The 22,883-nt window shown below is 69.9% G+C and carries 18 protein-coding genes and 4 pseudogenes; 16 read left to right on the top strand and 6 right to left on the bottom strand.

Annotation, left to right across the window (positions count from 1 at the left end; all coding sequences use genetic code 11):
- Window positions 1-15: 15 nt before the first annotated feature.
- The 10 genes and pseudogenes from QMK30_RS11925 to QMK30_RS11880 all read left to right on the top strand — a co-directional run bounded on the left by QMK30_RS11925 (window position 16) and on the right by QMK30_RS11880 (window position 12,544).
- The gene (locus QMK30_RS11925; RefSeq protein WP_283517504.1) at window positions 16-1,668 is read left to right on the top strand and encodes a PD-(D/E)XK nuclease family protein; all 1,653 of its coding nucleotides are present in this window, start codon (window positions 16-18) and stop codon (window positions 1,666-1,668) included.
- Window positions 1,665-2,900 (top strand): pPIWI_RE_Y domain-containing protein, encoded by a 1,236-nt coding sequence (locus QMK30_RS11920; RefSeq protein ID WP_283517502.1) that lies wholly within the window; start codon window positions 1,665-1,667, stop codon window positions 2,898-2,900. Before QMK30_RS11925 ends, QMK30_RS11920 begins: the two co-directional genes overlap by 4 nt.
- Window positions 2,893-6,564, top strand: coding sequence for a pPIWI_RE_Z domain-containing protein (locus QMK30_RS11915; protein ID WP_283517500.1), 3,672 nt, complete (start codon window positions 2,893-2,895; stop codon window positions 6,562-6,564). The genes QMK30_RS11920 and QMK30_RS11915 overlap by 8 nt, the downstream gene beginning before the upstream one ends.
- 82 nt (window positions 6,565-6,646) lie before the next feature.
- A complete protein-coding gene (locus QMK30_RS11910) occupies window positions 6,647-9,667 on the top strand; it encodes a pPIWI_RE module domain-containing protein (RefSeq protein WP_283517498.1) in 3,021 nt (1,006 codons plus the stop codon).
- Between the two features lie 543 nt (window positions 9,668-10,210).
- Window positions 10,211-10,396: pseudogene (locus tag QMK30_RS11905) on the top strand (CorA family divalent cation transporter); the annotation flags it as partial.
- Window positions 10,397-10,583: 187 nt separating this feature from the next.
- A pseudogene (locus QMK30_RS11900) lies at window positions 10,584-10,940 on the top strand (IS6 family transposase); the annotation flags it as partial.
- Window positions 10,928-11,128: pseudogene (locus QMK30_RS11895) on the top strand (transposase family protein); the annotation flags it as partial. The pseudogenes QMK30_RS11900 and QMK30_RS11895, both read left to right, overlap by 13 nt.
- A gap of 515 nt (window positions 11,129-11,643) precedes the next feature.
- Window positions 11,644-11,775 (top strand): annotated as a pseudogene (locus QMK30_RS11890) (undecaprenyl-diphosphatase); the annotation flags it as partial.
- Between the two features lie 100 nt (window positions 11,776-11,875).
- Window positions 11,876-12,067, top strand: a complete 192-nt coding sequence (locus tag QMK30_RS11885; RefSeq protein ID WP_283517496.1) for a CsbD family protein — start codon at window positions 11,876-11,878, stop codon at window positions 12,065-12,067.
- A gap of 204 nt (window positions 12,068-12,271) precedes the next feature.
- A complete protein-coding gene (locus QMK30_RS11880) occupies window positions 12,272-12,544 on the top strand; it encodes a DUF4873 domain-containing protein (protein ID WP_283517494.1) in 273 nt (90 codons plus the stop codon).
- Between the two features lie 36 nt (window positions 12,545-12,580).
- Here QMK30_RS11880 and QMK30_RS11875 read toward each other — a convergent pair whose 3' ends face one another.
- The 4 genes from QMK30_RS11875 to QMK30_RS11860 all read right to left on the bottom strand — a co-directional run bounded on the left by QMK30_RS11875 (window position 12,581) and on the right by QMK30_RS11860 (window position 15,737).
- Window positions 12,581-13,504, bottom strand: a complete 924-nt coding sequence (locus QMK30_RS11875; RefSeq protein ID WP_283517493.1) for an N-acetylmuramoyl-L-alanine amidase — start codon at window positions 13,502-13,504, stop codon at window positions 12,581-12,583.
- Window positions 13,505-13,681: 177 nt separating this feature from the next.
- On the bottom strand, window positions 13,682-14,323 hold the full coding sequence (locus tag QMK30_RS11870) for an HAD family hydrolase (protein WP_283517492.1): 642 nt from the start codon (window positions 14,321-14,323) through the stop codon (window positions 13,682-13,684).
- Window positions 14,324-14,496: 173 nt separating this feature from the next.
- Complete coding sequence (locus QMK30_RS11865) at window positions 14,497-14,772, bottom strand: alpha-amylase inhibitor (RefSeq protein ID WP_283517491.1); 276 nt, start codon at window positions 14,770-14,772, stop codon at window positions 14,497-14,499.
- A gap of 161 nt (window positions 14,773-14,933) precedes the next feature.
- Window positions 14,934-15,737, bottom strand: coding sequence for a pentapeptide repeat-containing protein (locus QMK30_RS11860; RefSeq protein WP_283517751.1), 804 nt, complete (start codon window positions 15,735-15,737; stop codon window positions 14,934-14,936).
- A 399-nt stretch (window positions 15,738-16,136) separates the two neighbouring features.
- Between QMK30_RS11860 and QMK30_RS11855 the strand changes: the two genes are divergently transcribed.
- The 3 genes from QMK30_RS11855 (at window position 16,137) to lnt (ending at window position 18,887) form a co-directional block, all read left to right on the top strand.
- Window positions 16,137-16,313 carry a hypothetical protein gene (locus QMK30_RS11855; protein ID WP_283517490.1) on the top strand — a complete coding sequence of 59 codons (177 nt, stop codon included), beginning with the start codon at window positions 16,137-16,139 and terminating at the stop codon, window positions 16,311-16,313.
- 375 nt (window positions 16,314-16,688) lie between these two features.
- On the top strand, window positions 16,689-17,183 hold the full coding sequence (locus QMK30_RS11850) for a nuclear transport factor 2 family protein (RefSeq protein WP_283517488.1): 495 nt from the start codon (window positions 16,689-16,691) through the stop codon (window positions 17,181-17,183).
- A 114-nt stretch (window positions 17,184-17,297) separates the two neighbouring features.
- Window positions 17,298-18,887, top strand: a complete 1,590-nt coding sequence (lnt, locus tag QMK30_RS11845; RefSeq protein ID WP_283517486.1) for an apolipoprotein N-acyltransferase — start codon at window positions 17,298-17,300, stop codon at window positions 18,885-18,887.
- Here the strand turns inward: lnt and QMK30_RS11840 are convergent.
- Window positions 18,811-19,716, bottom strand: a complete 906-nt coding sequence (locus QMK30_RS11840; RefSeq protein WP_283517484.1) for a Gfo/Idh/MocA family protein — start codon at window positions 19,714-19,716, stop codon at window positions 18,811-18,813. The genes lnt and QMK30_RS11840 overlap by 77 nt on opposite strands.
- A 10-nt stretch (window positions 19,717-19,726) precedes the next feature.
- On the bottom strand, window positions 19,727-20,947 hold the full coding sequence (locus QMK30_RS11835; RefSeq protein WP_283517483.1) for an FAD-dependent oxidoreductase: 1,221 nt from the start codon (window positions 20,945-20,947) through the stop codon (window positions 19,727-19,729).
- Window positions 20,948-21,030: 83 nt separating this feature from the next.
- Between QMK30_RS11835 and QMK30_RS11830 the strand changes: the two genes are divergently transcribed.
- From QMK30_RS11830 to QMK30_RS11820, 3 genes are all read left to right on the top strand, one after another.
- The gene (locus QMK30_RS11830; RefSeq protein WP_283517482.1) at window positions 21,031-21,627 is read left to right on the top strand and encodes a TetR/AcrR family transcriptional regulator; all 597 of its coding nucleotides are present in this window, start codon (window positions 21,031-21,033) and stop codon (window positions 21,625-21,627) included.
- Window positions 21,628-21,692: 65 nt separating this feature from the next.
- Entirely contained in the window at window positions 21,693-22,205 is a 513-nt protein-coding gene (locus tag QMK30_RS11825; protein WP_283517480.1) for a DinB family protein, read from the top strand.
- A gap of 73 nt (window positions 22,206-22,278) precedes the next feature.
- Window positions 22,279-22,755, top strand: coding sequence for a hypothetical protein (locus QMK30_RS11820; RefSeq protein WP_283517478.1), 477 nt, complete (start codon window positions 22,279-22,281; stop codon window positions 22,753-22,755).
- Window positions 22,756-22,883: the final 128 nt, after the last annotated feature.

Raw genomic sequence — 22,883 nt, 5'->3', positions numbered from 1 at the left:
CACGAGGAGCGGCCCATGACCGCGTTCCGCAAGCCGCCACACTCCATCGGGGACAGCACCCTGCTGCGGATCGGTGCCTCGCTGGTGCGGCCCGACCCTGCCGGCTGCCCACTGGGCCGCGCACTGCGAGCCAGGGCCCTGGTCAAGGCCCCGGGACGTCTCCCTGCCAAGCCGGTCGAAGACTTCTCCTTCAAGCCGTTCTTCGCTCTCCTCGACGCTGTCGAACACGGCGGCCGGAGCCTCGTCGAGGCTGCGGCGGATCCGGCGAACTTCCGCAAGTGCACCCCGGTCCATGTCGCCTGGGCCCGCGAGGCCGCCCACTACTACCTGACCGCCAGGACCGACCGGGAAGCTGCGCAAGGCGCGGCAGACCAGTCCCCCCTCCTGCCGGTCGCCCCTGCCTGGGTCGCCGGGAGCAAGAAGCTGGCGCAACCGGATGCCCGTGGGGTGACGCAGTACGAACGCACCGTGTGGGGGCGAGGGTACGCCTCGCAGGACGGGCGCGTACGCGAGATCTGGATCCCTTCCCTGGGCACCGCGAAGCGGGACAGGCCGGCGGTGGAGATCGCCGCGGTCGCCCACGTCCTGCTGACCGGCGCCCCCTCCCTAACGGCGTTCGGCGCCCCTTCCACTCCCCTCTCCGGACCTCACGTCCGGCCGGAGCGGATCCGTGTGATCGGAGTAGGGCTAGCCGACGGAGGTACGGAAACACTCGCCGACTGGACGGCTGAGGAGACCGAACATCGCTATCTGAGAGCCGAGGTCGCTGGCTCGATGGCCGACCTCGCCGACGCCACCGAGGCCCGCCCGAGCGCCGACTGCGTCCGCTGTGTGGGACTGCCCGACTGCGTGGCCGTCCCCCGGGTTCCGGGACTCCTCGGCGTGGCCGCCACTCCACGGAAACGCCGCAGTCTGTCCGTCAGCGACCTTCGGGCGCACGGGAACTGCGCCGAGCAGTACCACGCCACCCGCGTACTCAAGCTCCGCGACGGACGCACTGAGAGTGCTGCCATCCGCCGGGGACGGGCGGTTGACGCCTGGCTGAACGGGCGGCATGCAGATCCCGCCCGTGGATCCTGCCGTGCGGCGCCCCTCCCCGAGCACCTACCCGGTCTCACAGCCGACGAGCAGTACGAAGCCCTCGCCATGCTCCACCAGCACCGGGCCCACTGCCCCTTCGACGGACTGGCCGATCACGAGACGGTCGAACCGCAACGGCGGATCGTCGCCTACGACCCACAGGCCGACGTGGTGCTCGTCGCGGACTGCGACCTGATCCACACCGACCGGGGTGGCGTGGTGGTCCGCGAGACCAAGACGACCACGAGCAGCTACACCCACGCCGGAGGACTGATGCGGCAGTACCCACAGCTGACTCTCGCCGTCCTCCTTGTCGAAGGAGGCGTCCTCGGCGGCGACGCCCTCCGCTCCCGCATCGAACTGGAGGTGCTGCGCCCCGACGGTGCCCGCCTCGAAGAGCTCGACCCCCACGACTCGCGTACCGCCGGCCGTGCCCGTGCGCTGCTCCGCGAGCTCGTTGCCGACTGGGCCGCCGACCGCGGCTACCAGGCCGCGCCCTCGTCCGGGACCGACTGCCGCACATGCGACGTTCACGGCTGGTGCGCCACGGGCCGCGAACGCACCAACACCGTGGACGGTGCGGCATGACCCGCCCGAACGCCCCCATGAGCGACGACTTCCTGCCACTGCCCGCCGAGGAGTGGGCCGCCCACGAGGGCGTGCCCTTGCTGAAGACGCTCGCCCAGGCGCTGCTCATCTTGGAGGACACCGCCGGCCTGGAGTCCTTCACCCTGCCCTATCCCGCCGAGGCCCAGCGTGCGCTGGACCGCACGGCTCTCGCCTGCCTCGTGCGCGGTGAGGAACCACCCGCGTCGCTCGCCGAGCTGATCGACCGCTGCCGCACCCTGCCCCTCGCCGAGTGGCCCCTCGACCTGCCCGCCGACGCGGCAGGTCCGCAGGACATGCTTCTCGACCCGGTGTCGGGGAGGCCCGGTGACCTGTGCCACGAGTGGGCCGAGCGCTGTCCCGACACCGCCGCCCGGTTCCGCGACCGCATGATCGTGCACACCGCACTGAGGCTGTGCCGGGAGCACGGCGAGGAGGAGGCGTACACAGAATTCAGGAGGCTCCTCGTGCGGCGCCCGGTGCTCACCGTCGCCGAACTGTCCGCTCTCGGTGGAGATCTGGTCCTCGAACCCGTCCACGAACTGATCATGCGAATCTACCAGGACGTGCCCGACAGCTACCTCCGCAACGACCACTACACCACCTGCGGGCGCTGCCTCACCCTGCTGGTTCCCGTACGCGACGGCTCATGGTGGTGCGAACGTGACCGCTGCCGCCGGACCGGGCCGGCGCCGCTGGGACGACGACTGGAACGGGCGACGACCGGACGACCGGTCCAACTCGAGCGCCCTCTGAGGCAGTTCGTCACCGGACCGGGACGGGCCGAGGCCGATCTGGAGCGACAGCTACTCGACCTGGGTCTCGATGTGCGGATGTGGCCCGGGTACGACGCTTACGACCTGCTGGTCACGTTCCCCGACGGGCACCGCTGGGCCATCGACGTCAAGGACTGGGCCCATCCCGTATTCCTCGGCCGCTCCGCCCGCCCGGTCCCCGCCGACCCGCCGTACGACGACGGGTTCTGGGTTGTTCCCCAGTACCGGGTTGCCGCCCGGCCCGGCTATCTGGCCGCCTTCGCCCGTGCCCGGGCGGCCCGCGCCCGCGGATTGCCTCTGCTCACCGACCGTGCCCTGGTCTCACGAGCCACAGCGCGGCTCCGCGAGATCGGGACCCCGCGCCCCCGCCCCCGGGCCGCAGGACTCACCACAACCCGCACGAACCGAACCACCCCCGACGGAGCCCGCCATGCGTGACCAGATCGAGTGGAACCGATCCGTCGTCCGGGAACTGAAGAGAGTCTGGTCGGGGGACCCCGGTCTCGAAGGCCTCAAACCCTCCCATCTCTGCCAGGTTGAACTGGCCCTGCACCTTCTCGAACTCATCGCCCCGGACCAGCCCGCCGAGAGCGCATACGTCCTCCTTGGCGGATACCCGTACGCCGAGGCCGCGGGCCTGGTCACCAGTGAGGAGCATCGGACGGCCCTCATCGCCGGCCGGCATCTGCTGTGGACACTGCGCCGCAGCCACGCATGGCGTCAGGCCCTTTCCCGGTACGAGCGCGTGCCTGACCGGCTGCGGGCGTACCACCTGCCGGAACCCGGTGCGCGGACCCCGCCCCGCCGCATCGTCCCCACCGTGGCGGCCGGCCGCCACGCGGTCTACGGCGAGGCGCTCTCGCGGGTACCTGACTTCGTGCGCCGCCCGCTGCCGCTCGCGCCGGCAGGACGCAGCGAGTTCCAGGAGGGCAACCGGGCGGCGTCGGTGCGCTTTCCGGCCGACCTGATCGAGGACGGCCTCGAGGGGCACGAGCTCAGCGCCGGGCCTCCTGTCCGATCGGGCCCGATCGAGATCACCCGCGAACAACTCCTTGATACCGCACGGTGGATGGACGAGGTAGAGGAGGACGAGGGCGTCGAGCGGCCGGGCCGCTGGGAGCAACGACTCACCGAGGTGCGCATCGCCCCGCGTGACGCCGACGGCCGAGATTTCACCGAGCACGACCGCATCGTCTTGGACGGCACACTGCACTTGGTCGGCATGGTCGGGGCGGGAAAGAGCACCTTCATGGTCCTGGCCGCTGCCACCGCGGCCCGACGCGGTATGCGGACCACTCTCGTAGTGGGTGATGCGGCCGAACAGCTGAGGCTCTGCGAGCTGTTCGAAACCGTCGGGCTGCCGGCCGTCCCCGTGCTAGGCGTCTCCACCCGCGAGACCCATGTACAGCGCCTCCACCGCAGACTCGCCTCCCGCGGTCACGACAACCTCCTCGACCACCACGCGCCCGCCTTCGACAATCTCAGCACCATCTGCATCGCCGACGCCCTGCGGGGCAACGAGGCGATCGAACCACTCGCCTACAGCGATGCGCCGTGCACCCGACTCCACCCGGAGAAGGAGACGCAAGAGGCCGGGACGACTACGGAAGCCGCATCGCTGCCCGCGCCATGGCGCCCTTCGGGCGTGCAGTCGGCACCAGCCCGCCAACCTGCCGACCGGGGCCCGAACGGCACCGCCCTGGCGACTCCGCACGGCTGCCCCCTGTGGTCACGGTGCCCCCGGCACCGAGCCGCCCGCCACCAGGTCGACGGACTCATCTGGGTTGCCAACCCGTCCAGCCTCGTCCAGAGCCCTGTGCCCGCGCACCTCAACGACGAACGGCTCCGCCAGCTGGAACTCGCCTGTCTGCGCAGCAACCTGGTATTCGTCGACGAGGCCGACTCCGTCCAGATGCGCTTCGACGAACTCTTCGCTCCTTCCGCGACCCTGGTGAAGCCGGGCACCGAATCCTGGCTCGACCAGCTGCACACGCACAAGATCGAGGAGTTGAGCAGGCGTGGCAGGCTACTGCTCGCCGACCGGGACGTGGAGCAGTGGAACGCGGCGCTCTCCGTGGTCGCCACTGCCGCCGATCGGATCTACCAGCGGCTCATCTCGGACACCACCCTTCGCGAGTGGGTGGACCAGGAGTACTTCAGCCCCTGGGCCTTGCAGGAGAAGTTGATCGCGGAATGGTTCGAGCTACCGCGCCATCCGGAACACCCCGAACCCTTCGAAGGGGCAGTCGAAGACGAGCGGAGCCTCTACGAAGGGTACGAGGACGACTCGGAAGGGGCGGAGGACTCCACAGCTGCGGTGCCGGAGCCCGATCCTCGTCGTGCCGCGCTCACCGCCGTCCTCGACGACTTCCGGGACGATCCGCTTGGCGACGGGGACTTCACGGACCCGCTCTCCACGACTCTGTCCGCCGCCGCGAAGGACCTGCTGTACACACTGTCGCCGGCGGCCTCCCGTACCCGGGTCCAGTCCCTGCTCGACGCGCTCCTCGCAGGAACGCCAGTCCTCGACCGTTTGACTCCGGAACACCGGGACGAGTGGAAGCGCATCACCCGTGACCGCCTGGAGTTCGTGCTCCTCCTCTCCGTTCTCCATCAGCGCCTCGACCGGCTGACCTATCTGTGGCCCATGGTGGAAGCAGCTCTCCGCCTCGACCGGCAGGGCAAGGAACTGGCCCGCCGCGCACCGCTCGACTACGCGCCAATCATCCCCGAAGCCCCCATGGGCAACGTTCTCGGCTATCAGTACCAGCCCCAGGAGGACACCTACGACGAGGTGGGGCGCACCAGCGGCACACTGCGCTTCTTCCGCTGCACGGGGGTCGGCCGCGAGCTGCTGCTCTCCCTCACCGGTCTCGGCGAGGACCGTGCGATCGGCCGCCCTGGCCCCAACGTCGTCCTGATGTCAGGTACCAGCTGGGCTGGGGAATCCACCCGGGCCCACATCCTCGCTCCTGTCGGCGCCGTCCTGATGCCGTCGGAGAAGTCCCTCGAAGGTGTCGGGCAGACCCGGTTCGCCACCCACTTCCTCTACGACGCCGCAGGGGAGCCCATGCGGCTCTCCGGCACCGAGCTCGAAGCTCGGATCCCCCAGGCCCGTGCCATGGCAGACCGGCTCGCCCGGCCCGGCGCCGGAGGTGCCGGCAGCGTCCTCGACCAAGAGCTCGCCCGCATCGCCGACGACCACCGCCGGCGCGTCCTAGTCCTGGTCGGCAGTTATCGCGAAGCGTACGCCGTGGCCGAGACCATCGACGGACAGCGCTCGGAACGGTGGAAGGGCCGGGTCCGCGTCCTCGTACCGGACGATGCCGACCTGGGTCACCTGCCCGGCGTGGATGGCCCGGCCCTGCTGGCAAGCCTCCGCCGGGGCGACCTCGCCACCTTTGCCGAGGACCGCACGGCCGAGATCCTGGTGGCCCCGCTGATGGCCGTGGAACGCGGCCACAACATTCTCAACGGCCAGGGCAGGGCAGCCTTCGGCACCGCCGTCTTCCTCGCCCGGCCGCATCCCCGGCCCGACGACCTGTCCCTGTCCGTGTACGCCCTCAACGACTGGATCACCCGCTTCATCCGCGACCAATCACGCAACGACGACCGCGTGGGCCCTGCCACTTTCACCGATCTGGTCCGCAATGCGGAGAACCTGGACCAGGCAGGCCATGCGCTGCGTCAGGAAGCCCGCAAGGAATGGCGTCGGCTGCTCTCCCGCCGCTACGCCTACTCCGCCCTCCGTCCCTGGGAACAGCGCGCCTTCGCCTGGGACCAAATGGTCACTATGTGGCAGGTCATCGGCCGCCTGGTACGCGGCGGCGTACCCGCCCGGGTCCTCTTCGTGGACGCGGCCTTCGCCCCGGCCGCTGCGTGGGCTTCGGCCCCCGCGGTCAGGGCCGTCGGCGGCCGTCGGCCCGGCCCCGGCCTCCTCCACGCCGTGCGGTCCGTGCTCGCCCCGTACTTCGTCGGCACTTCGTCGCCCGGAGCCGAATCCGGAGCGGCGGACCCGGCCGACGCCGCAGTCGCCCGTCTGCTGTACGCCCCGCTCTACAGCGCCCTCGGTCGGATCGACCATCTCAGCCGCACCACCTGAGAACAGCACCCACGGCTCCTTCCCACACCGGACGGCAGACTCCTCGACGTCGTGCGTCCCGACCTCATAGGAAGACCCTGACATGCCCGTGAACTACCGCCACGTGCGCACCACGGCCTGGCTCCCTGACCGCCAGGACATCTCCGTCACGGGCCGATACCGGGCCCTGCCCTTCCCCGAGGAGTGGCGCGACAGCGTCCTCGAACTCTGCAACGCCGGCCGCGACAAGGATTCCGAGCCTTGGCGCACGGCCCCCACCCGAGCCCTGGAACAGGCGATCCAGGCTTACGCCCCCGATGTCCTGGCCATGCCGCGGCCTTTCGGCTCCCGCACCGAAGGTGACTCGGCACGCTGGCTGTACGCGGACGCCGACCTTGCCGATCCGCTGCCCCCCGAGGTCCTCGGTACTCTCATCGCCCACTGGCTCCGCGACATCCGTCCCGAACCCGAGCACCGCGGCCTGCTCCGTGAAGTGCGTGCCCAACTCGCCGCGCACACCCCGCAGTGGGAGTCCGTAGGACGTGAAATCGTCGCGTGTGGCCACACCGACGGGGGCACCGCCGCCCCGGCCGGACACCAGTTCACGCTCACCCCCGACTGGCTGGCCCGCCGCGTGCTCGATCTCGGACCTTACCCGTTCGAAGGCGGTGCGCTCCGGTTCCGGGCCATGCCTCGCGGGCCCCGCGACAAGGGCGCCGAACTCGTCTCTCAGCCGATTCCGTACGAGCCGGGCGGCTCCAAGGGCACGTGGTGGTTCGCGATCGTCCTCAACATCACCCTGCACACCGTCCCCTTCGACCCCCTCCCCCGCTACCACCTGCACTGGAGCATCCGCCGCTGGGCGACGCGCGTGAGCGGAAAGAGCGGGCGCCTGCACCTTCCCTATGGCAGCCGCACGACCGTACTGCTGCGCCCCAGGGTTCCTGTCCTCCCCGGCGTGCCGCTGAGCGAACGCTTCGCCGTCGCTCAGCTGGAGCGGTACCGCGACCGCGAGACGGGCACCTTCTCGGAGCGCTGGTCACACGGAGGCCCCGCCAGGCTCCTCGGTGGAGTCGTCCTCGGTGACGAACTCCCCGGTGTCGACGATCTACTCACCTCTCCCGAAAAGTGGCTCACCGACGGGATGCGTGCCAGCATCGTCTACCGCACGGCGATGGGCCGTCACGAGGTGGGAGCCGGTCTGATGCCGGACCAGGTCTCCCGGCTCACGGAATGGGCGGAGCAGGCGGTGCCCGAAGGGCTCGGCGCCGCACAGCCCCACTCCCGGTCCGTCCTGTCTGGTAATCGCCCGGTCAATGCCCCTCCGACGAACGTGAAGCCCGAGGACAGGACTGCCGATGAGGCGCGCCGGACGGCCGAACGGCGGCGCGCCGCCGCCCTCGCGGTCTCTGCCTACAACGGCCCGGACGAAGACGACAGGCCGGTCCTCGAACTTCAGCTGGTGTGGCAGACCTCCGAGCTGCGGGAGACCACGATCTCGGCGCTCGTGGAGCTGCTCGGTCTGCCCGAGGCAGCGCCCGAACACGACGAGGCCACCCACCTCGACGCCCGTGCCGAAAGCCCCGTTGTACTGGAATGGGTCACCTCTGAACTAGCCGTCCGGCTGAACTGCTTCCGGCCCGTCCACCGTCGAGCCGACGACAGCACGGTCTCGTTCACCGACGGCCTGGAGCTCCCCGAAGGACCGCGGCGCCCGGAAGCCGTCGTGTCAGCCGCTCTGTACTCCCGTCAGGCAGAGACCGCCGACTGGCTCAACGGCGTCAAGGGACGCGCGCCGAATGCGAGTTCGCCTCCCGCGCTCGCGCTGGTAGAAATCGACCGGGCCGACGACTTCGCGAGCACCGACCATGATCCGAAGTTCGCACTGCGACTCGGCTTCGCCGACGCGGGCTACGTCACCCAGTTCCTCGCCGTACCCAAGAAGGTCAAGGGTTACAACACGGTCGACAACCAGCACCACCGCGCCCGTATGGCCTGGGACGACGGGCTGCGCCAGCTCGGCGCACGGGTATACCCCGAACTCGGCATCGACAGTGGCCTCCCAGGCGGCCTGCGCCATGCGGCCGTCTGGATGGTCCGCAGGAACCGCACCAGTAAGAACCGGTGGGCCACCGATGTACCGGTGGCGGTCCTAGTGACCCCCGAGGGCACGGGGCTGGCCCGGATCCAGGGGTGGGACCCGAATGCCGACGACGGCGCAGGGGCCTGGATCCCGTACCCGACCATGCTGATCAGGCTGACCCGGCTCGCCGAGGTACGTCCTCTGCTGCCCGGGCCGCGCGGCGAGGAAGACGTCCCCAAGCGCCGAAGCTGGCACGTCGACCGCGCCGAACAGCGCCGTCGCGCCGAGGAATGGCTGCAGCGAATCCGCACCTCTCTCCGGCGCGAACCCACTCTGCTCCTGGTCGAGGCCCAGAACGCCCGCTCCCACTGGACCTGGCTCCAGGACGGCCGTACCGAACCCGACCGCATGCGGGACGGTGAGGCGGATTCCCGGCGCCTCGACCCCGATCTTCGTCTCGTCCGCGTCCGCACGGGGCGCGGCAGGGAGACCCCACAGTGGTGGGGCGTCCATCCAGCCGACGGGGCGAACGGCATCGCAGCCGGCTTGTGGCTGCCCGCTGGTCACGGCCCCGATGGGCGGGTCTTTCACTCGGCCAACTCCAAGCCGGTGCAATTCAAGTCTTCCGCCGTCGAAGCGGACAAGCTCGCGCCACGCCCGATCCGGATGGGCAAGCGCAAGGGCGAGCCCACCATCGACACCGGAATGGTCGGATGGACTCCTGATTTCCTGGAGATCGCAGTCCTCGGCTGCCACCCCGAAGCCGGCGACGCCCCCGAGTCCTTCGCCTCCGCAGTCCACCTGCTCCGCCAGCCCCCGGACTACCCGGAGGCTCTGTCCCTGCCGCTCCCACTGCACTTGGCGGGTCTCGGCCAGGACTACGTGCTGCCGCATCGCGCGTCTCCTGAGACCTCTTCGGAAGTCTCCGAGATCTCTGACCCGGTCAAAGACTCCGACCCCGCACAGGGCCAGGCACCGGGTCTCGAAGAGGAGGCGGACGTAGTTGAGGCAGCCGACCAGCTGGCGCTGTTCGACAGCTGACCCCCCACGGCCAGCACCCGCATCGTGAAACCGACCGGATGCCGTCCCCCGCTCCGCGACGGCAAAGCGGGGAACGCTTTCGAGAAGATACTGATCCGAAAGAGTTCGGGTTCTGGGTGGTTGGACGACAATCCGTTGCCGTCTACGCAGGAGGCCCTGCAGTTCCGGGCAGTGGTCGCGCTGGTGGCGGGGCGGGACCGTGAGGACGTAGCAACGCCATTCGGGGGCGCTCAGAGCAGATGACGAGTGGTGGGAAAAATAGCAGACCGCCGGCACCACCTCTGCCGCCTACTCCCGCCCCGCCACCACTACATCGCGTAACCCTTCCCGTCGCTCAGATCGTCGGCCGGCCAGCGGAAAGCCTCCATCCGAAGCAGCCTCACCTGGGGAGAATCTGGGGAGAATGAGCCCCGTTGGGGAGCGGCTGGGGAGGATCGGCCGTACAAACGGGCAGCACGGTGAAAGGGTCGGAAAGGCCGATCGCCGCAGGTCGGACCGCCTGTTCGGGCGATTTCCGCAGGTCAGCGGTGTGGGGGTGACGACTTCAAGAAGATCTCCTCGTGGGCAGCCATCTTGTTTGCACCCACACTCGTGGGAACCATCTACGGCATGAACTTCGAGGACATGCCGGAGCTGAAGTGGGCGGGCGGCTACCCCTTCGCAATCCTGCTGATGGCGGTGGTCTGCGTCAGCCTCTACGTCATCTTCAAGAAGCGCGACTGGCTATAGGCAGCGGCCCCACCCATGAACAAATTTCACATTCGCAAACGTCTTGAAGGGCGCCTCCGAGGGGCCTGGGGGGAATCTGGGGGGAATGCGCTCCGCTGGGCAGAGAGGCGCTTCACTCTCACCTGCCACTCCCCACGGTGCTGTCACGTTGTCCGGGTGGGGGTGGGATGATCTTCGGGTTGTCCGTCTGGGGAGGCAGTCAGTGGTGCCGTCGTACGCGAATCACCGCTACCCGGTCGAGGTGATCTCTCATTGTGTGTGGCTGTACTTCCGCTTCCCGCTCAGCTTCCGCGAGGTCGAGGAGCTGATGCTCGAGCGCGGCGTGACCGTGTCCTACGAGACGGTCCGGCGTTGGTGTCTGAAGTTCGGTCAGGCGTACGCAAACGCGCTGCGCCGACGACGTGCCCGGCCTGGTGACAAGTGGCATCTGGACGAGGTCTTCGTCAAGATCAACGGCGTGCAGAAGTACTTGTGGAGGGCTGTCGATGCCGACGGCGACGTCCTCGACATCCTGGTCCAGAACCGTCGTGACCAGGCCGCGGCCGGTGGGAGACGCTCTCCACAGGCCAGCAGGCCGTCAACCGGTCCCACACGAAGATCCGGGCCCTGGTCGAGCATGCCGTCGCCACCTTCAAGTCCTGGCGGCTTCTCCGCAAGCTCCGCTGCTCGACCACCCGCATCACGAGCCTTGTTCAGGCTGTCCTCACCCTGCATCTGGCCAGCTCAGGCTGAAGATGGAAAAGGCTCACGGCGCTCTTCGCCATCCATGACCACGAGTACCTGTTCCCGGCTATTGGCGGCGGGCTGCTGTCCAACGGAAACTTCAGCTACTACTACTGGCAGCCGGTCTTGCGCGGTCGACCGGCCTCCGAGGAATTCAAGAGGGTCCGCCTGAACCAGCCCAGCTGGTCACCTCCCGCCGTCCCCTTCCGGAGGTCCCCGCGACCGCGTACGCCGGGAAGCGGCTGTACCTGCTTCGTCACGGCGGCAAGGAGTGGCTGGACGAAGATCGACACAGTCGCATAGCCGTGGAGACCCGCATGGGCCACGAGGTCGCCGGCGTGGAAGGTCTCGCACGTTCCCCTAACCATGGAGCCGGAGATCGCCGATTTGCTGCAAACTAGGTGGCTGCGTTTCGTGGCTGGCGAGGGAGAGCACTGGAAAGTGCCATCTCCCACTGCTCTCCCATTCAATCTTGTGAGTGGTGGAAACAGCAGGTCAGAGCCGCTCAGAACCTCGACTTGAACTGGTTCATGAAGTTCATTACGACCAAGAGCTTCATGCCGTTCGTGATCTACCGGATCGTCCTCGGCATCGTGCTGTTCATCCTGGTCGGCATGGGTGTGCTCAGCCCGCACGCGGGCGAGTCGGCGGGCTGACCGGGGGCTGCTTCTACCGAACGGCGGCAGCACACGGGCACATTTCGGCGTTCTGTCCTACTTTGAGACGGTAAGCAACCGTACCGCTCTAGGAGCAGCAGTGACTGACGAAAGCGCCAAGGACAAGTTCAAGGGCAAGACCAAGGAAGCCATGGGCAAGATGACGGGCGACCGACGTCAGGAAGCCGAAGGCAAGACGGACCAGGCCAAGGGCCGGGCCAAGGACGCCGGGAACGAGGCCCGCGAGCGTGCCGAAGGCATGAAGGACTCCATGCGCCGCGACGACAAGTAGGCGGCAGGCACAGAGCACGACGAAGCCCCTCGCCCGGTATCCCCCGTGGGCGAGGGGCCTCAGTCCAACGTCCGGAGCCTTCGCTCCCGGACCACTTCCACGATAGTCGGCCGCTGGTTGGCGAGCACCTCATTTCCGGGCTGCGCGACCGCCGTGCGGGCCAGTTGGGTAAGGCCGGGCACCTGACAGGCGCACACTGGGGCCATGAGTAACTATCAGGGCCCCGCGACCCTCATCGCCGGCGACTCGAAGATCGAAGTCGAAGCCACACTGAGTTCCGGCCCCTCCGGTGCGCTCAGCCAGTGGGGCGGCAGTGTGCAGACCCGCGAGGCCGCGGAGGACTTCTACACCGCCATGAAGGACGTCGACGTGTCCCTCCTGCTGCCCGGCGGCGAGGAGTGCCCGGTCGTCGCGACGCCCACGGCCATCGGCAGCGGACGGCTGCGGATCTCCGGCAGCGGCACCATCCCCTTCTGATCCACCCCCTCCGTAAAGCCCGGAGCCCTGCCACGCCTACTTCCAGTACAGGCCGCGGGCCCGGGTGGAGCTGATCGTGACCGGCTGCTCGTCGGTGCTGTGAACCGGGTAGTAGACCACCTCGAAGCGGAGCCTCTCGCTGGACGCGATGGACCCCGAATTGTGGAAGTCGAGGAAACTGCCACCGCCCGTGGCGAGGCGCTCGGTGATCCCGGCCGTCCAGCGGGAGCCGTCGGTCCGGTAGTGGTAGAAGCGGCCCTGCACGGTGGCGCCCGCCGGTGCGGTGAGGTTGAGCCACACCGACGCGGTGTACGACTTCGCGCCGGTGAGCAGGTCGACGCCGCTGATCGTGACGTTCTTCCACTGGCGGGGCACCAAGGCCCTCTCGGTGTCGTCGTAGCGGCCGAGCGTCTCGGGCATGTCGTCCTCCTGGTTGGTTGCGCGGGCGACGATGGCGGGGAAGACCTTCTCCTTGAACTGCTTCACCCGTGCGTTGCCGGGGCAGGCCGTGCCGGCCACGGCCCAGGCCGGGTGCAGCCGGTGGTAACCGAAGCCCGGGTCCGATGCGGACCGGCAGACGCGCAGCGGAATGCCGTGCGTGCGGTGCAGCCACACGCCCAGCTCAATGAGCTTCTCCAGTTGCTGCGCCGTCCACGGGTCGGAGCCCCGCAGATTGGACGCGGTCTCGATGGACACCGCGCCCGTACCGTCGGGGCGTCTGTTGGCCGCGGCGTTCGCGTCGGCGCGGGTCTCGGTCCCGATGTACTGACCGAGGTCGCCCGCGTAACCGAGGCCGAAGTGCGATTCCAGGTTGGTGCTGTCGCGCCAGTACTCGTAGATGCGGCGCGCGGTCCACGGCGCGATCACCGAATGCAGGATGAACTGCGTGGGCCGGATTGCCGCTTGGCCGTCCGACTCCGGTTGCAGTTCCATCTTCGTGGCGCCCGGATACCAGGCCATACGTCCTCCTCCGGGGTGGGGAGGCCCCGTCGTGGGGCGAGGCGGTTGGATGCCCCGAGGATGTGATACCCATCCGTACCTGTTGGTACTGGCCCCGGCGCGAAGAGCCCCGCCCGTAACGCCCGGGCGGGGCCGCTGACTTGATGCACCGTCGGCCGATGTCCGGTCCGTGTCGGTTCAGCCGGTGACGATCGGGGTGAGTTCGGTGAGGGAGTCGATGCGCCAGTCCGCCGCTGCGACGACCTCGGGGTCGTCCGCCCACAGATAGCCCCACGGCCCGCGGCGAATGTGCGCGGCCCGTAGGCCCGCCTTCTTCGCCGGGTAGAGGTCGTTCACCGGGTGGTCGCCGACGTACATGGTCTCGTGCGGGTCGGCGCCCGCGATCTCGACGACCCGGGCGAAGAATTCGTCCGTGGGCTTCGCCACGCCCCACTCGGCCGACGTCACCACCAGATCCACCGGAAGGTCGAGGCCGCGCAGAAGTTCACCGGCCCGGCCCGTCTGGTTTCCCGCTACGACGACCCGCACCCCCAGGCCGCGGAGGCCGGCGAGGGCCGGGCGCACATCGGAGTACAGGTCGGTCTCGTCGAGGTGTTCACCGCGTCCCGCCGCCTCGCGCGCCCGGTACGCCTCACGCACATCCATGCCGGGCTTGATGAGGCGCAGGGCGTCGGCGTTGTCACGGCTCTGAGCGGTGACGGCGCCGACGAGCGTGGACATGGTGTGTCTTGGAATGCCGAGCCAGTCGGCCCACGACGCCCAGTAACGGTCGTCACGGACGAGGGTTTCGCCGACATCGAAGACGATGGTCTCAATCATCGGCGTAAGCGTAGAGGGCGCGAGGCATATCCACGGTCAGTAACTGCCCGTATTCATTCAATTCGCCCTCTACTCCACTCTCCCGTGTTCTCATCCGCCTCTGCGCGGCCCTGAGACCGCGAAGCGCCGAAGCCGTGCAGCGCTGAAGTCGCGAATGAGGAAAGGCCCTTCCGTCAGCAGAGCGCGATGCGACCGTATGAGCCCATCCCCCACTTCCACTCGAGGCGCTCGCCCGGAGAAGTGGACCAGCAGCGCCCGTCGGGCCCGTTCTTGACGACGAGCTGGATATGCATCCGCCGGCCGCAGTTGTTGGTCGTCCAGGCCCTCTTTTCCTGCTTGATGACGTCACGGGCAATGCACGCCGGGGCGGTGTCGCCGGCGGCGACCGCCGGAGCGGCGGTGACCAGGGACATCGCGGCCATGAGCGTGGCCGCGGCGAAGGCGGACATGACGGCGCGGGCAGAGCACCTTACAGGGATGCTGAGCAAGGGGGACTCCTGTCCAAAGGTTCTTCCGGGACAGGGCTTGCTTACCGGTAGGACGCCGGGTGCGCCGGGAGGCGCTCGGAGCAGGTCACCCGCGCGAGCGAAGCCCGGGGCGGTCCGGAGCTCTACCAGCGCGTCGGGCGGGTGAGCCTGGGCGGCAGCTTCGTACCGGAGTCGCCCTTGGCCGCGTTGATCTGGGCCTGGGTGAGGAAGAGGCTCCCGGTGAGATCGGCGCCACCGAGGTCGGCGTCCCTGAAGTCGACCCCGATCAGGTCGGCTTCTCTCAGGTCGGCGCCCCTGAGGTCGGCGCCGATGAGGTAGGCCCCGCGCAGATTGGCGCTGCTGAGGTCGGCGCCCCTGAGGTCGGCCCCCATGAGGTCGGCGCCTCGGCGTTCCTTCTTCTTCTGCCGCCGGGCCCCGCCGCGTACGAGTTCGCTCGTGCGCAGCAGCAGCGTATTGACCTCTCCCCGGTGCGCCGCCACATCCAATTCCACGAGACTGTCGGGAGTGGCGAGCGTGAGGCGTTCGGTCTTGTCGAGTACGCGGCCGATCTCACGGTGCAGCGGGCGGGCCTGTCGCAGTGTCAGCGCCTCGCTCAGATACCAGAGCAACTCGTGGAGCTGGCGCATGATCGGGAGAATGGCGAACATCTGCTGCGCGGCGTCCGGGGCTTCGCGCCAGCTCTTTCCCTCAAAGGTGACCCGGGAGACCTTCTGTCCCGCGCCGAAGCAGTCGTACACGGTGCAGCCCTGAAATCCTTGCGGCCGCAGGCGGTTGTGGATGCCGCAGCGGTAGTCCGGCCGCAGATTCGGGCAGGGGTCCCCGGCGTCCTTGTTGATCGCGAAGTCGGCCGAGACCGTGCGGGTCAGCGCGACACAGCAAAGGCCGAAGCAACTCTCGCAGTCGGCTCGCAGGCTGAGGGGGTCCATGTCGGCGGCAGGTTCCGTATGATCGCGTTTCTCGGACACGGTGGAAGATCTCCTGTTACGTGGTGAGCACCGCTCTCCGTGACCTGGTCGACTCCCATTGTCCCCAATGGACGGAGAGCCTCGCGCGTCACCCCGTACGGTCAACTCCTGACAGGCACTTGCCACGAGCGTGTGCCACTCGGGTAACGCGAGCACCCGTTCAAGGCCCGCAGGAAGATCTACTTCCGCCGCCGCACGGGACTGTCGTCACGCAAAGTGGCGTTTCCGGGGTGCCGGGTCATGCGGCGACATGCGCATGGCGCCCCTTTTAAACAGAGAGATGCTGGTCAGGCGCGATCTCCAAGGAAAATCATTGCCGACCTGGTGCCTACTGTGCGTATCTGCCCGTACTCTTATCGCATGTACCCCTCTCCCCCGCCGTCTGGTTCCGTGCGGTCCCTGACCGATGCGAACGAGGCAATCCGCGCGCTGGTCGAGTCGCGCGCGGACGGGTCGGAATGGCCGGCAGAGGAGTACGAGATGCTCCTGCTGAAGTGGGCCGCCGCGGTACGCGGCGAGGTCACCGAAGCCGCCTGACCGTCACCCGTACAGCCCAGCAACAGATGAGACTCCGCGATCCCCCGACCCACGATGGTCGGTAGCCGCACCAGTGACGGTGCGGCGGATCCGGAGGGGCGCATGGCTGCGGGGTCCAGGAAAACGGCTGCCCGGCGGACCGGACGGCTCCGGGAAGCCGTGCCCGTCTCCCGCGCGGTGATGACGGGGTTCGCGGCAGGCGTTCCCCGGCGGGCGGGCCGAGCTGGTCCACAGCAACCTGGGCAGCGAGGCCGAGGCGAAGCTCCGCGCGGTCTTCGCGCACTGACGGGTGCGCCCGGCGCAGTTCCGGCAGATACGGGAGATGCGGGCGGTCGAGCTCTTGGCGCGGGGCCCCCGCTGCCAGAGACTGACCCGATGACGCAGCGTGTGGAGCTCTCGACCGTAATGGACCGACTTGCCATCGACTCGGTGATCACCGGTTACGCGGTGGCGGTGGACGACGGCAACTGGCTCGACTACCGGGCCCTGTTCACCCCCGACGGCCGGGCCGACTACCGGACGGCGGGCGGCATCGAGGGGCCGGCCGGCGAGGTCGCCGGATGGCTGGCGGAGACGATGCGCCTCTTTCCCGTACGCCAGCACTTCATCGTCAACAGGCGCCTGCGGCTGGAGAACCTCAACGGTGACACGGGGGACCGCGCCGAACTCCAGGCCGACTACCTGAACCCCATGCGTCTCGAAACCGAGCCCGACCACTCCAACGGCGCCGAGCAGTCGACGGCCCCCAACTTCGAGTCCGGCGGCCGGTACACGTTCAGCCTGCGCCGGACGGAAGGCGGCTGGCGGCTGCTCGCTGTGGTCGTCGAGGAGAAGTGGCGGCGTACGACGGGGGCGCACGGCGCCCGCTGACACGCCGGGCGCCCAGCCCCGGCCGACCCCCGGACCGGCCCACTGTCCGCGATCCTCATGCTCCCCCACACTGGGGGCAGAGACTTCTCACGGGGCACGATGAGGAGGCGCCGCATGCGGATTCCGGCCGGCCGGTGGGAGCGGCTTTCGTCGCCCTGGTGGCGTGGTGCGACCGCGGTGGTGCTCGGCGCGCTGCCCGCGCTCGCGTTTCCGGCGCCGTCCCTGTGGTGGTTCGCGTACGTCGCCCTCGTCCCGTGGATGCTGTTGATCCGCTCGGCGCCCACGGGCCGGCGGGCGGCGCTGGACGGCTGGCTCGGCGGTACGGGTTTCATGGTCGCCGCACATCACTGGCTGATGCCGAGCCTGCATGTGTTCATCGTGGTGCTGGCCGCGCTGCTCGCCCTGCTGTGGCTGCCGTGGGGCTGGCTGGTCCGGTCGATGCTCGGCGGCGCGCCGTCGGCCGCCCGCGCGACAGCGGCGCTCGCGGCGCTCCCCGCGGGCTGGCTGATGGTCGAACTGGTCAGGTCCTGGGAGGGCTTGGGCGGCCCGTGGGGGCTGCTCGGTTCGAGCCAGTGGCAGGTCGCTCCGGCGCTGCGGGCGGCCTCGGTCGGCGGCGTGTGGCTGGTGAGCCTGCTGGTGGTCGCGGCGAACACCGGCGTCACCGTACTGGTGGCGGTGCCCACGGCCCGTACCCCGGTGGCGGCGGGCGTGCTGGCCTGCGCTCTGCTGACGGCGGCGGCCTGGGGGTGGGCCCCGCGCCCGGAGCGGACGGGCCAGGCCCGGATCGCGGTTGTCCAGCCCGGCATCATCGACGGCATCGGCGGCGCCGAGCGGCGCTTCGCCCGCAGCGAGACCCTGACCCGCGAACTCGCCGGGCAGGACATCGATCTGGTGATCTGGGGCGAGAGCAGCGTCGGGGAGGACTTGGCGCGCCGTCCGGATCTGGCGGACCGGCTGGCCGCCGTGTCCCGGCGGGTCGGCGCGGACGTACTGGTCAATGTGGACGCGCGGCGCTCCGACCGGCCCGGCATCTTCAAGAGCTCCGTGCTGGTCGGCCCCCGGGGCCCGACCGGCTACCGCTACGACAAGATGCGGCTGGTGCCCTTCGGCGAGTACGTCCCCGCGCGCTCGCTGCTCGGCTGGGCGACCTCGGTGGGCAAGGCGGCGGGCGAGGACCGCATGCGCGGCACGAGGCCGGTGGTGATGGCTCTGCCCTACGACGCCGCGGACGGCCTGCGCGTCGGGCCCCTGGTGTGTTTCGAGTCCGCCTTCCCCGACATGAGCCGCAAGCTCACCAGGGGCGGCGCCCAGCTGCTGGTCACCCAGTCGGCGACCTCGACGTTCCAGGGCAGCTGGGCGCCCGAGCAGCACGCGTCGCTCGCGGCACTGCGGGCCGCCGAGAACGGCCGCCCGGTGGTGCACGCGACCCTCACCGGCGTGAGCGCGGTATACGGACCCGAGGGTGAGCGCATCGGCTCACCGCTGGGGACCGACCGCAGCGAGGCCGCGGTGTACGACGTACCACTGGCCCGCGGGAGCACCCTGTACGTCAGGGCCGGCGACTGGGCCGTCCACGGCGCGCTGGCCGTGCTGGCCCTGCTGTGCGCCGCCGAGGGCGTGCGCGCGTTCAGGCAGCCTGCTCGGCGGCCACGCGGACCACACGCTCGCACAGCTCATGGGTCAGCAGCGCGTCCTGGGCGCTGAGCAGCTTTCCGGCCCGTACGGCGTCCAGGAAGGACACGACGGACTGCTCGATGCCGCGCTGGCGGGCGACGGGCACCCAGTCGCCGCGGCGGCGGACACTCGGCTGGCCCTTGTGGTCCACGATCTCCGCAAGGTTGAGGACCTGACGCTTGGTGTCCTGCCCGGAGACTTCGAGGATCTCTTCGGTGGAGCCGTTCATCCGGTTCATGGTGCCGATGGCGGTGAAGCCGTCGCCGGAGAGCTGGAGCACGACGTGGTGCATGAGGCCGTCGATGATCCGGGCCCGTACGTCGACGTGCTCGATCTCGCCGGGCACCAGGAAGCGCAGGGTGTCGATGACATGGATGAAGTCGTCGAGGACGAGGGTGCGCGGGTCCTCGGGCAGGCCGACCCGGTTCTTCTGCATCAGGATCAGCTCGCGGGGATGCTCGACGCACTGCGCGTAGCCGGGCGCGAGACGGCGGTTGAACCCGACGGCCAGGCTGACGCCGCGCTGGTCGGCGAGGCGCACCAGCCGCTCCGACTCGTCGAGCTCGTACGCGAGCGGCTTGTCGACGTACGTCGGTACGCCCGCCTCCAGGAGCCGGGTCACGATCTCGGGGTGCACGGCCGTCGGCGCATGCACGAACGCGGCGTCCAGGCCCTGGGCGAGCAGTGCGTCCAGGTCGGTGTGGCACTGCCCGTCCGGGATGCGGTGGGTCTCGGCGATCCTGTGCAGGGTGGCGGGGGTGCGGGTCTGCAGGTGCAGTTCGAGCCCCGGCCGGGTGGCCAGTACGGGCAGATATGCCTTCTGCGCGATGTCCCCGAGCCCGATGACGCCAACCTTCACAGGGGCCTCCCTAACGCTGGATGTGTGGGTCCTGGACCTGGCGGTCCCGTGTCCGGGCAGCATACGTGCGCTGCGGGGGGCGCCAGTCGGCGATGCCGTCCAAGGTGCGCAGAGCGAGGCCGGGGCCGAACCGGGAGAGGGATATCAGGGTGTCGCGCAGGGCGACGGCCGGGGCGGCACCGAGGCTGACCAGGCGAACGATGCGCGCCGACTTGCGGACGATGCCCGTGGTGCGCGGCAGGCGTGCGGCGGAGTACGTCGCGAGGCCGGCGCCGAGGCCTTCGGGGGACGGGGCGTGGTGGGCGAGGACGATGCCGTCCTCGATGGCCTGGTTGCCGCCCTGGCCCATGGTGGGCGCCATGGGGTGTGCCGCGTCGCCGATGAGCACGGTTCTGCCCCGGTGGAATGCGGGCAGCGGGGTGGTCATGTGGTGCACGTCGTGCCGCAGGATCCGGCCGGGGTCGGCGGCGGCGAGGATCGCGGGGACCGGGTCGTGCCAGTCGCCGAAGCGGCGCAGCAGTTCGGCCTTCTCCCCGTTGGGCGCGCGGCCTCCGGCGGGGACGGCCGCCGCGGCGTACGCGTAGACGCGGCCGTCCTTGAGCGGCTGGGTGCCCCACAACGTCCCGCGCCCCCAGGTCTCATGGGGTTCGAAGGGGCGGTCCGGTGCGGGCACGACCACCCGCCAGGTGGTCAGTCCGGAGTACGCCGGGGCGGGGTGCTCCGGGTAGAGCGCGCGGCGTACGGCGGAGCCGATGCCGTCGGCGCCGACGACGAGGTCGGCCTCGATGTCGCCCTCGGGGGTGGTGACCACGGCGGGGCGGCCGTCCGCGACACCGGGGTCGGCGAGCGAGGCCGCGGCCCCGGTGCGCACGACGCCCTCGGGCAGCCGGGACGCGAGTCGGTCGATCAGGGTGGCCCGGTGGACCAGGACGAGCGGTCCGCCGAAGCGCTCGGCGGCGGCTTCGCTGTTCGTCCGGGCGAGCCAGCGTCCGCTCGGGGAGCGCATGCCCCCGTCGCCCTGCCAGGCGGCCAGCTCCCTGATCTCGGCGCCGAGGCCGATGACGTCGAGGGCGCGCTGGCCGTTGGGGGTGAGGCCGATGCCGGCGCCCACAGCCTCCAGCGAGGGCGCGCGCTCCAGGACGGTGACCCGCCAGCCGCGCTGATGCAGTGCGACGGCTGCGGTCAGCCCGCCGATTCCGCCTCCCACGACGACGGCACGGGACTCGACCATGGCTGCCTCCCCTTCAGAAACTACAGTTGTAGTGCCAGGGATTGAAAGTACTACAGATGTAGTCACGGCGGTAGGTTGGCATCATGACCGCTCCCACCACCGCTCCAGTCCCCCGCGCCGAACTCATCGCCGACACCGCACTTGCCCTCCTCGTCGAGCGCGGTATGCGCGGCCTCACCCACCGGGCGGTGGACGAACTCGCCGGGCTGCCCCAGGGCTCGACGTCGAACTACGCCCGCACCCGGCTGGCGCTGCTGGAGGCCACGGTGCGGCGGCTGGCGGAGCGCGAGGCCCGGGTGCTCACCCTGGAGACGATGCCCGGCCCGTCGGAGGGCGTCGACGCCCTCGTCGACGCCCTCGCACGGGCCCTGCACCTCCATCTGAGCGGCCACCGCGGACTGCTCGTGGCCCGGTACGAATTGGGGCTCGAAGCCACCCGGCGACCGGAGCTGCGGAAGTTCTACGACGCGGCGGGCAGGGAGCGGTTCCGTGAACCGATGATCGCGATGATGGCCGCGGCCGGCTCGCGGGAACCGGAGCGCCACGCCTTGTCGCTGGTGGCCTGGTGCGAAGGGCTGATGTTCTCGTGCGCAGCAGGCGCGTACCACTCGGCGGTGCCCAGCCGCGAGGAGCTGCGCACCGGCTTCGGTGAACTGATGCGCGGCATGCTCGGCCGATAGCAGGGGACGCCACGCCTGGCGATAAGCCGTGGCGCGTCCATGATCCGTACGTGAGGATGTCCGGCATGAAGACACCCGAACGCACCGAACCCTCCACCACCGCCGACGAACGCGCCATGCTGGACGGCTGGCTGGAGCATCACCGCGAGACCCTCGCCTGGAAGTGTTCCGGTCTGGACGACGCCCAACTGCGCCAGGTGGCCGTCCCGCCCTCCGAGCTCTCGCTGCTCGGTCTTGTACGGCACATGGCGGAGGTCGAGCGGGGCTGGTTCCGCCGGACGCTGGCCGGCGAGGAGGCGCCCGCGCTCTTCTACACCGCCGAGGACCCCGACGCGGATTTCCATCTCGCCGAGACGGACACCTGGGAGGAGGCGAACACCCACTGGCAGGCCGAGATCGCACACGCCCGCGAAGTCGTGGCGGGCCGCTCGCTCGACGACCTGGCCGAGGGGAAACACCGCAGCGGGGAGACCTTCAACCTCCGCTGGATCTACACCCACATGATCGAGGAGTACGCGCGACACAACGGCCACGCCGACCTCATCCGGCAGCGCGTCGACGGCATGACGGGCGAGTGACGGCGTCACTCGTGCGGGCCAAAATCCGCCGGCGACCTCCCCAAACGACTTCGCGCCCAGCAAAGTTGCGCGGATGCACCGAACGAAAACCTCAGCGATGATCCTGGTGGGCGTGGTGGTCTCGGCCGTCTCCGGCTGTGTGGCGGTCCAGCCGCGGCCCGCCCACACACCGCCGACGGACCTGCCGCGGCTCTCCCAGGATGTACAGCCGCAGATCGTGCAGGCACCGGCCCGGGAGGCACTGGAGGCCGTACTCCCGCCGGCGCCCACGCCGTCGGCGCCGGGCGGTGGCGCCGAACGGGAGGCCCCGCGCCGGGCCGCCGTGGCGCGGCCGGCGCCCGCTTCCGCCCGGCAGGCGCCCGCAGAACCGGCGGCGCCCCCGAAGGCCGCCGATCGCCTGCCACGCATCCTGCCGTCCCCGCCCGTGCCCGTTCCGGCGGGGGCGGCGGCCGGCACGGGGACGGACGTGTGCGCGCTGGGTGAGGGCTACGGCGGCTGGCGTCCCGACAGCCCCCAGGCCCGCATTTGCCGCGAGACGTACGGGCATTGACCCGGGCAACGACTGAGGAACCGACCGGCGTGGGCCGGACGCATCCCTGACCGGCGACCGCCCCACCGCCGAGATCCGGCAGGCCGCCACCGTCCCAGCCCGCCCCCCCCCGCCTCACTCCCCGGCCG

Source organism: Streptomyces sp. H27-C3 (assembly GCF_030063415.1).
In the GTDB taxonomy this organism is placed as follows: Bacteria; Actinomycetota; Actinomycetes; order Streptomycetales; family Streptomycetaceae; genus Streptomyces.
This window is presented reverse-complemented; position numbering and strand designations above follow the sequence as displayed.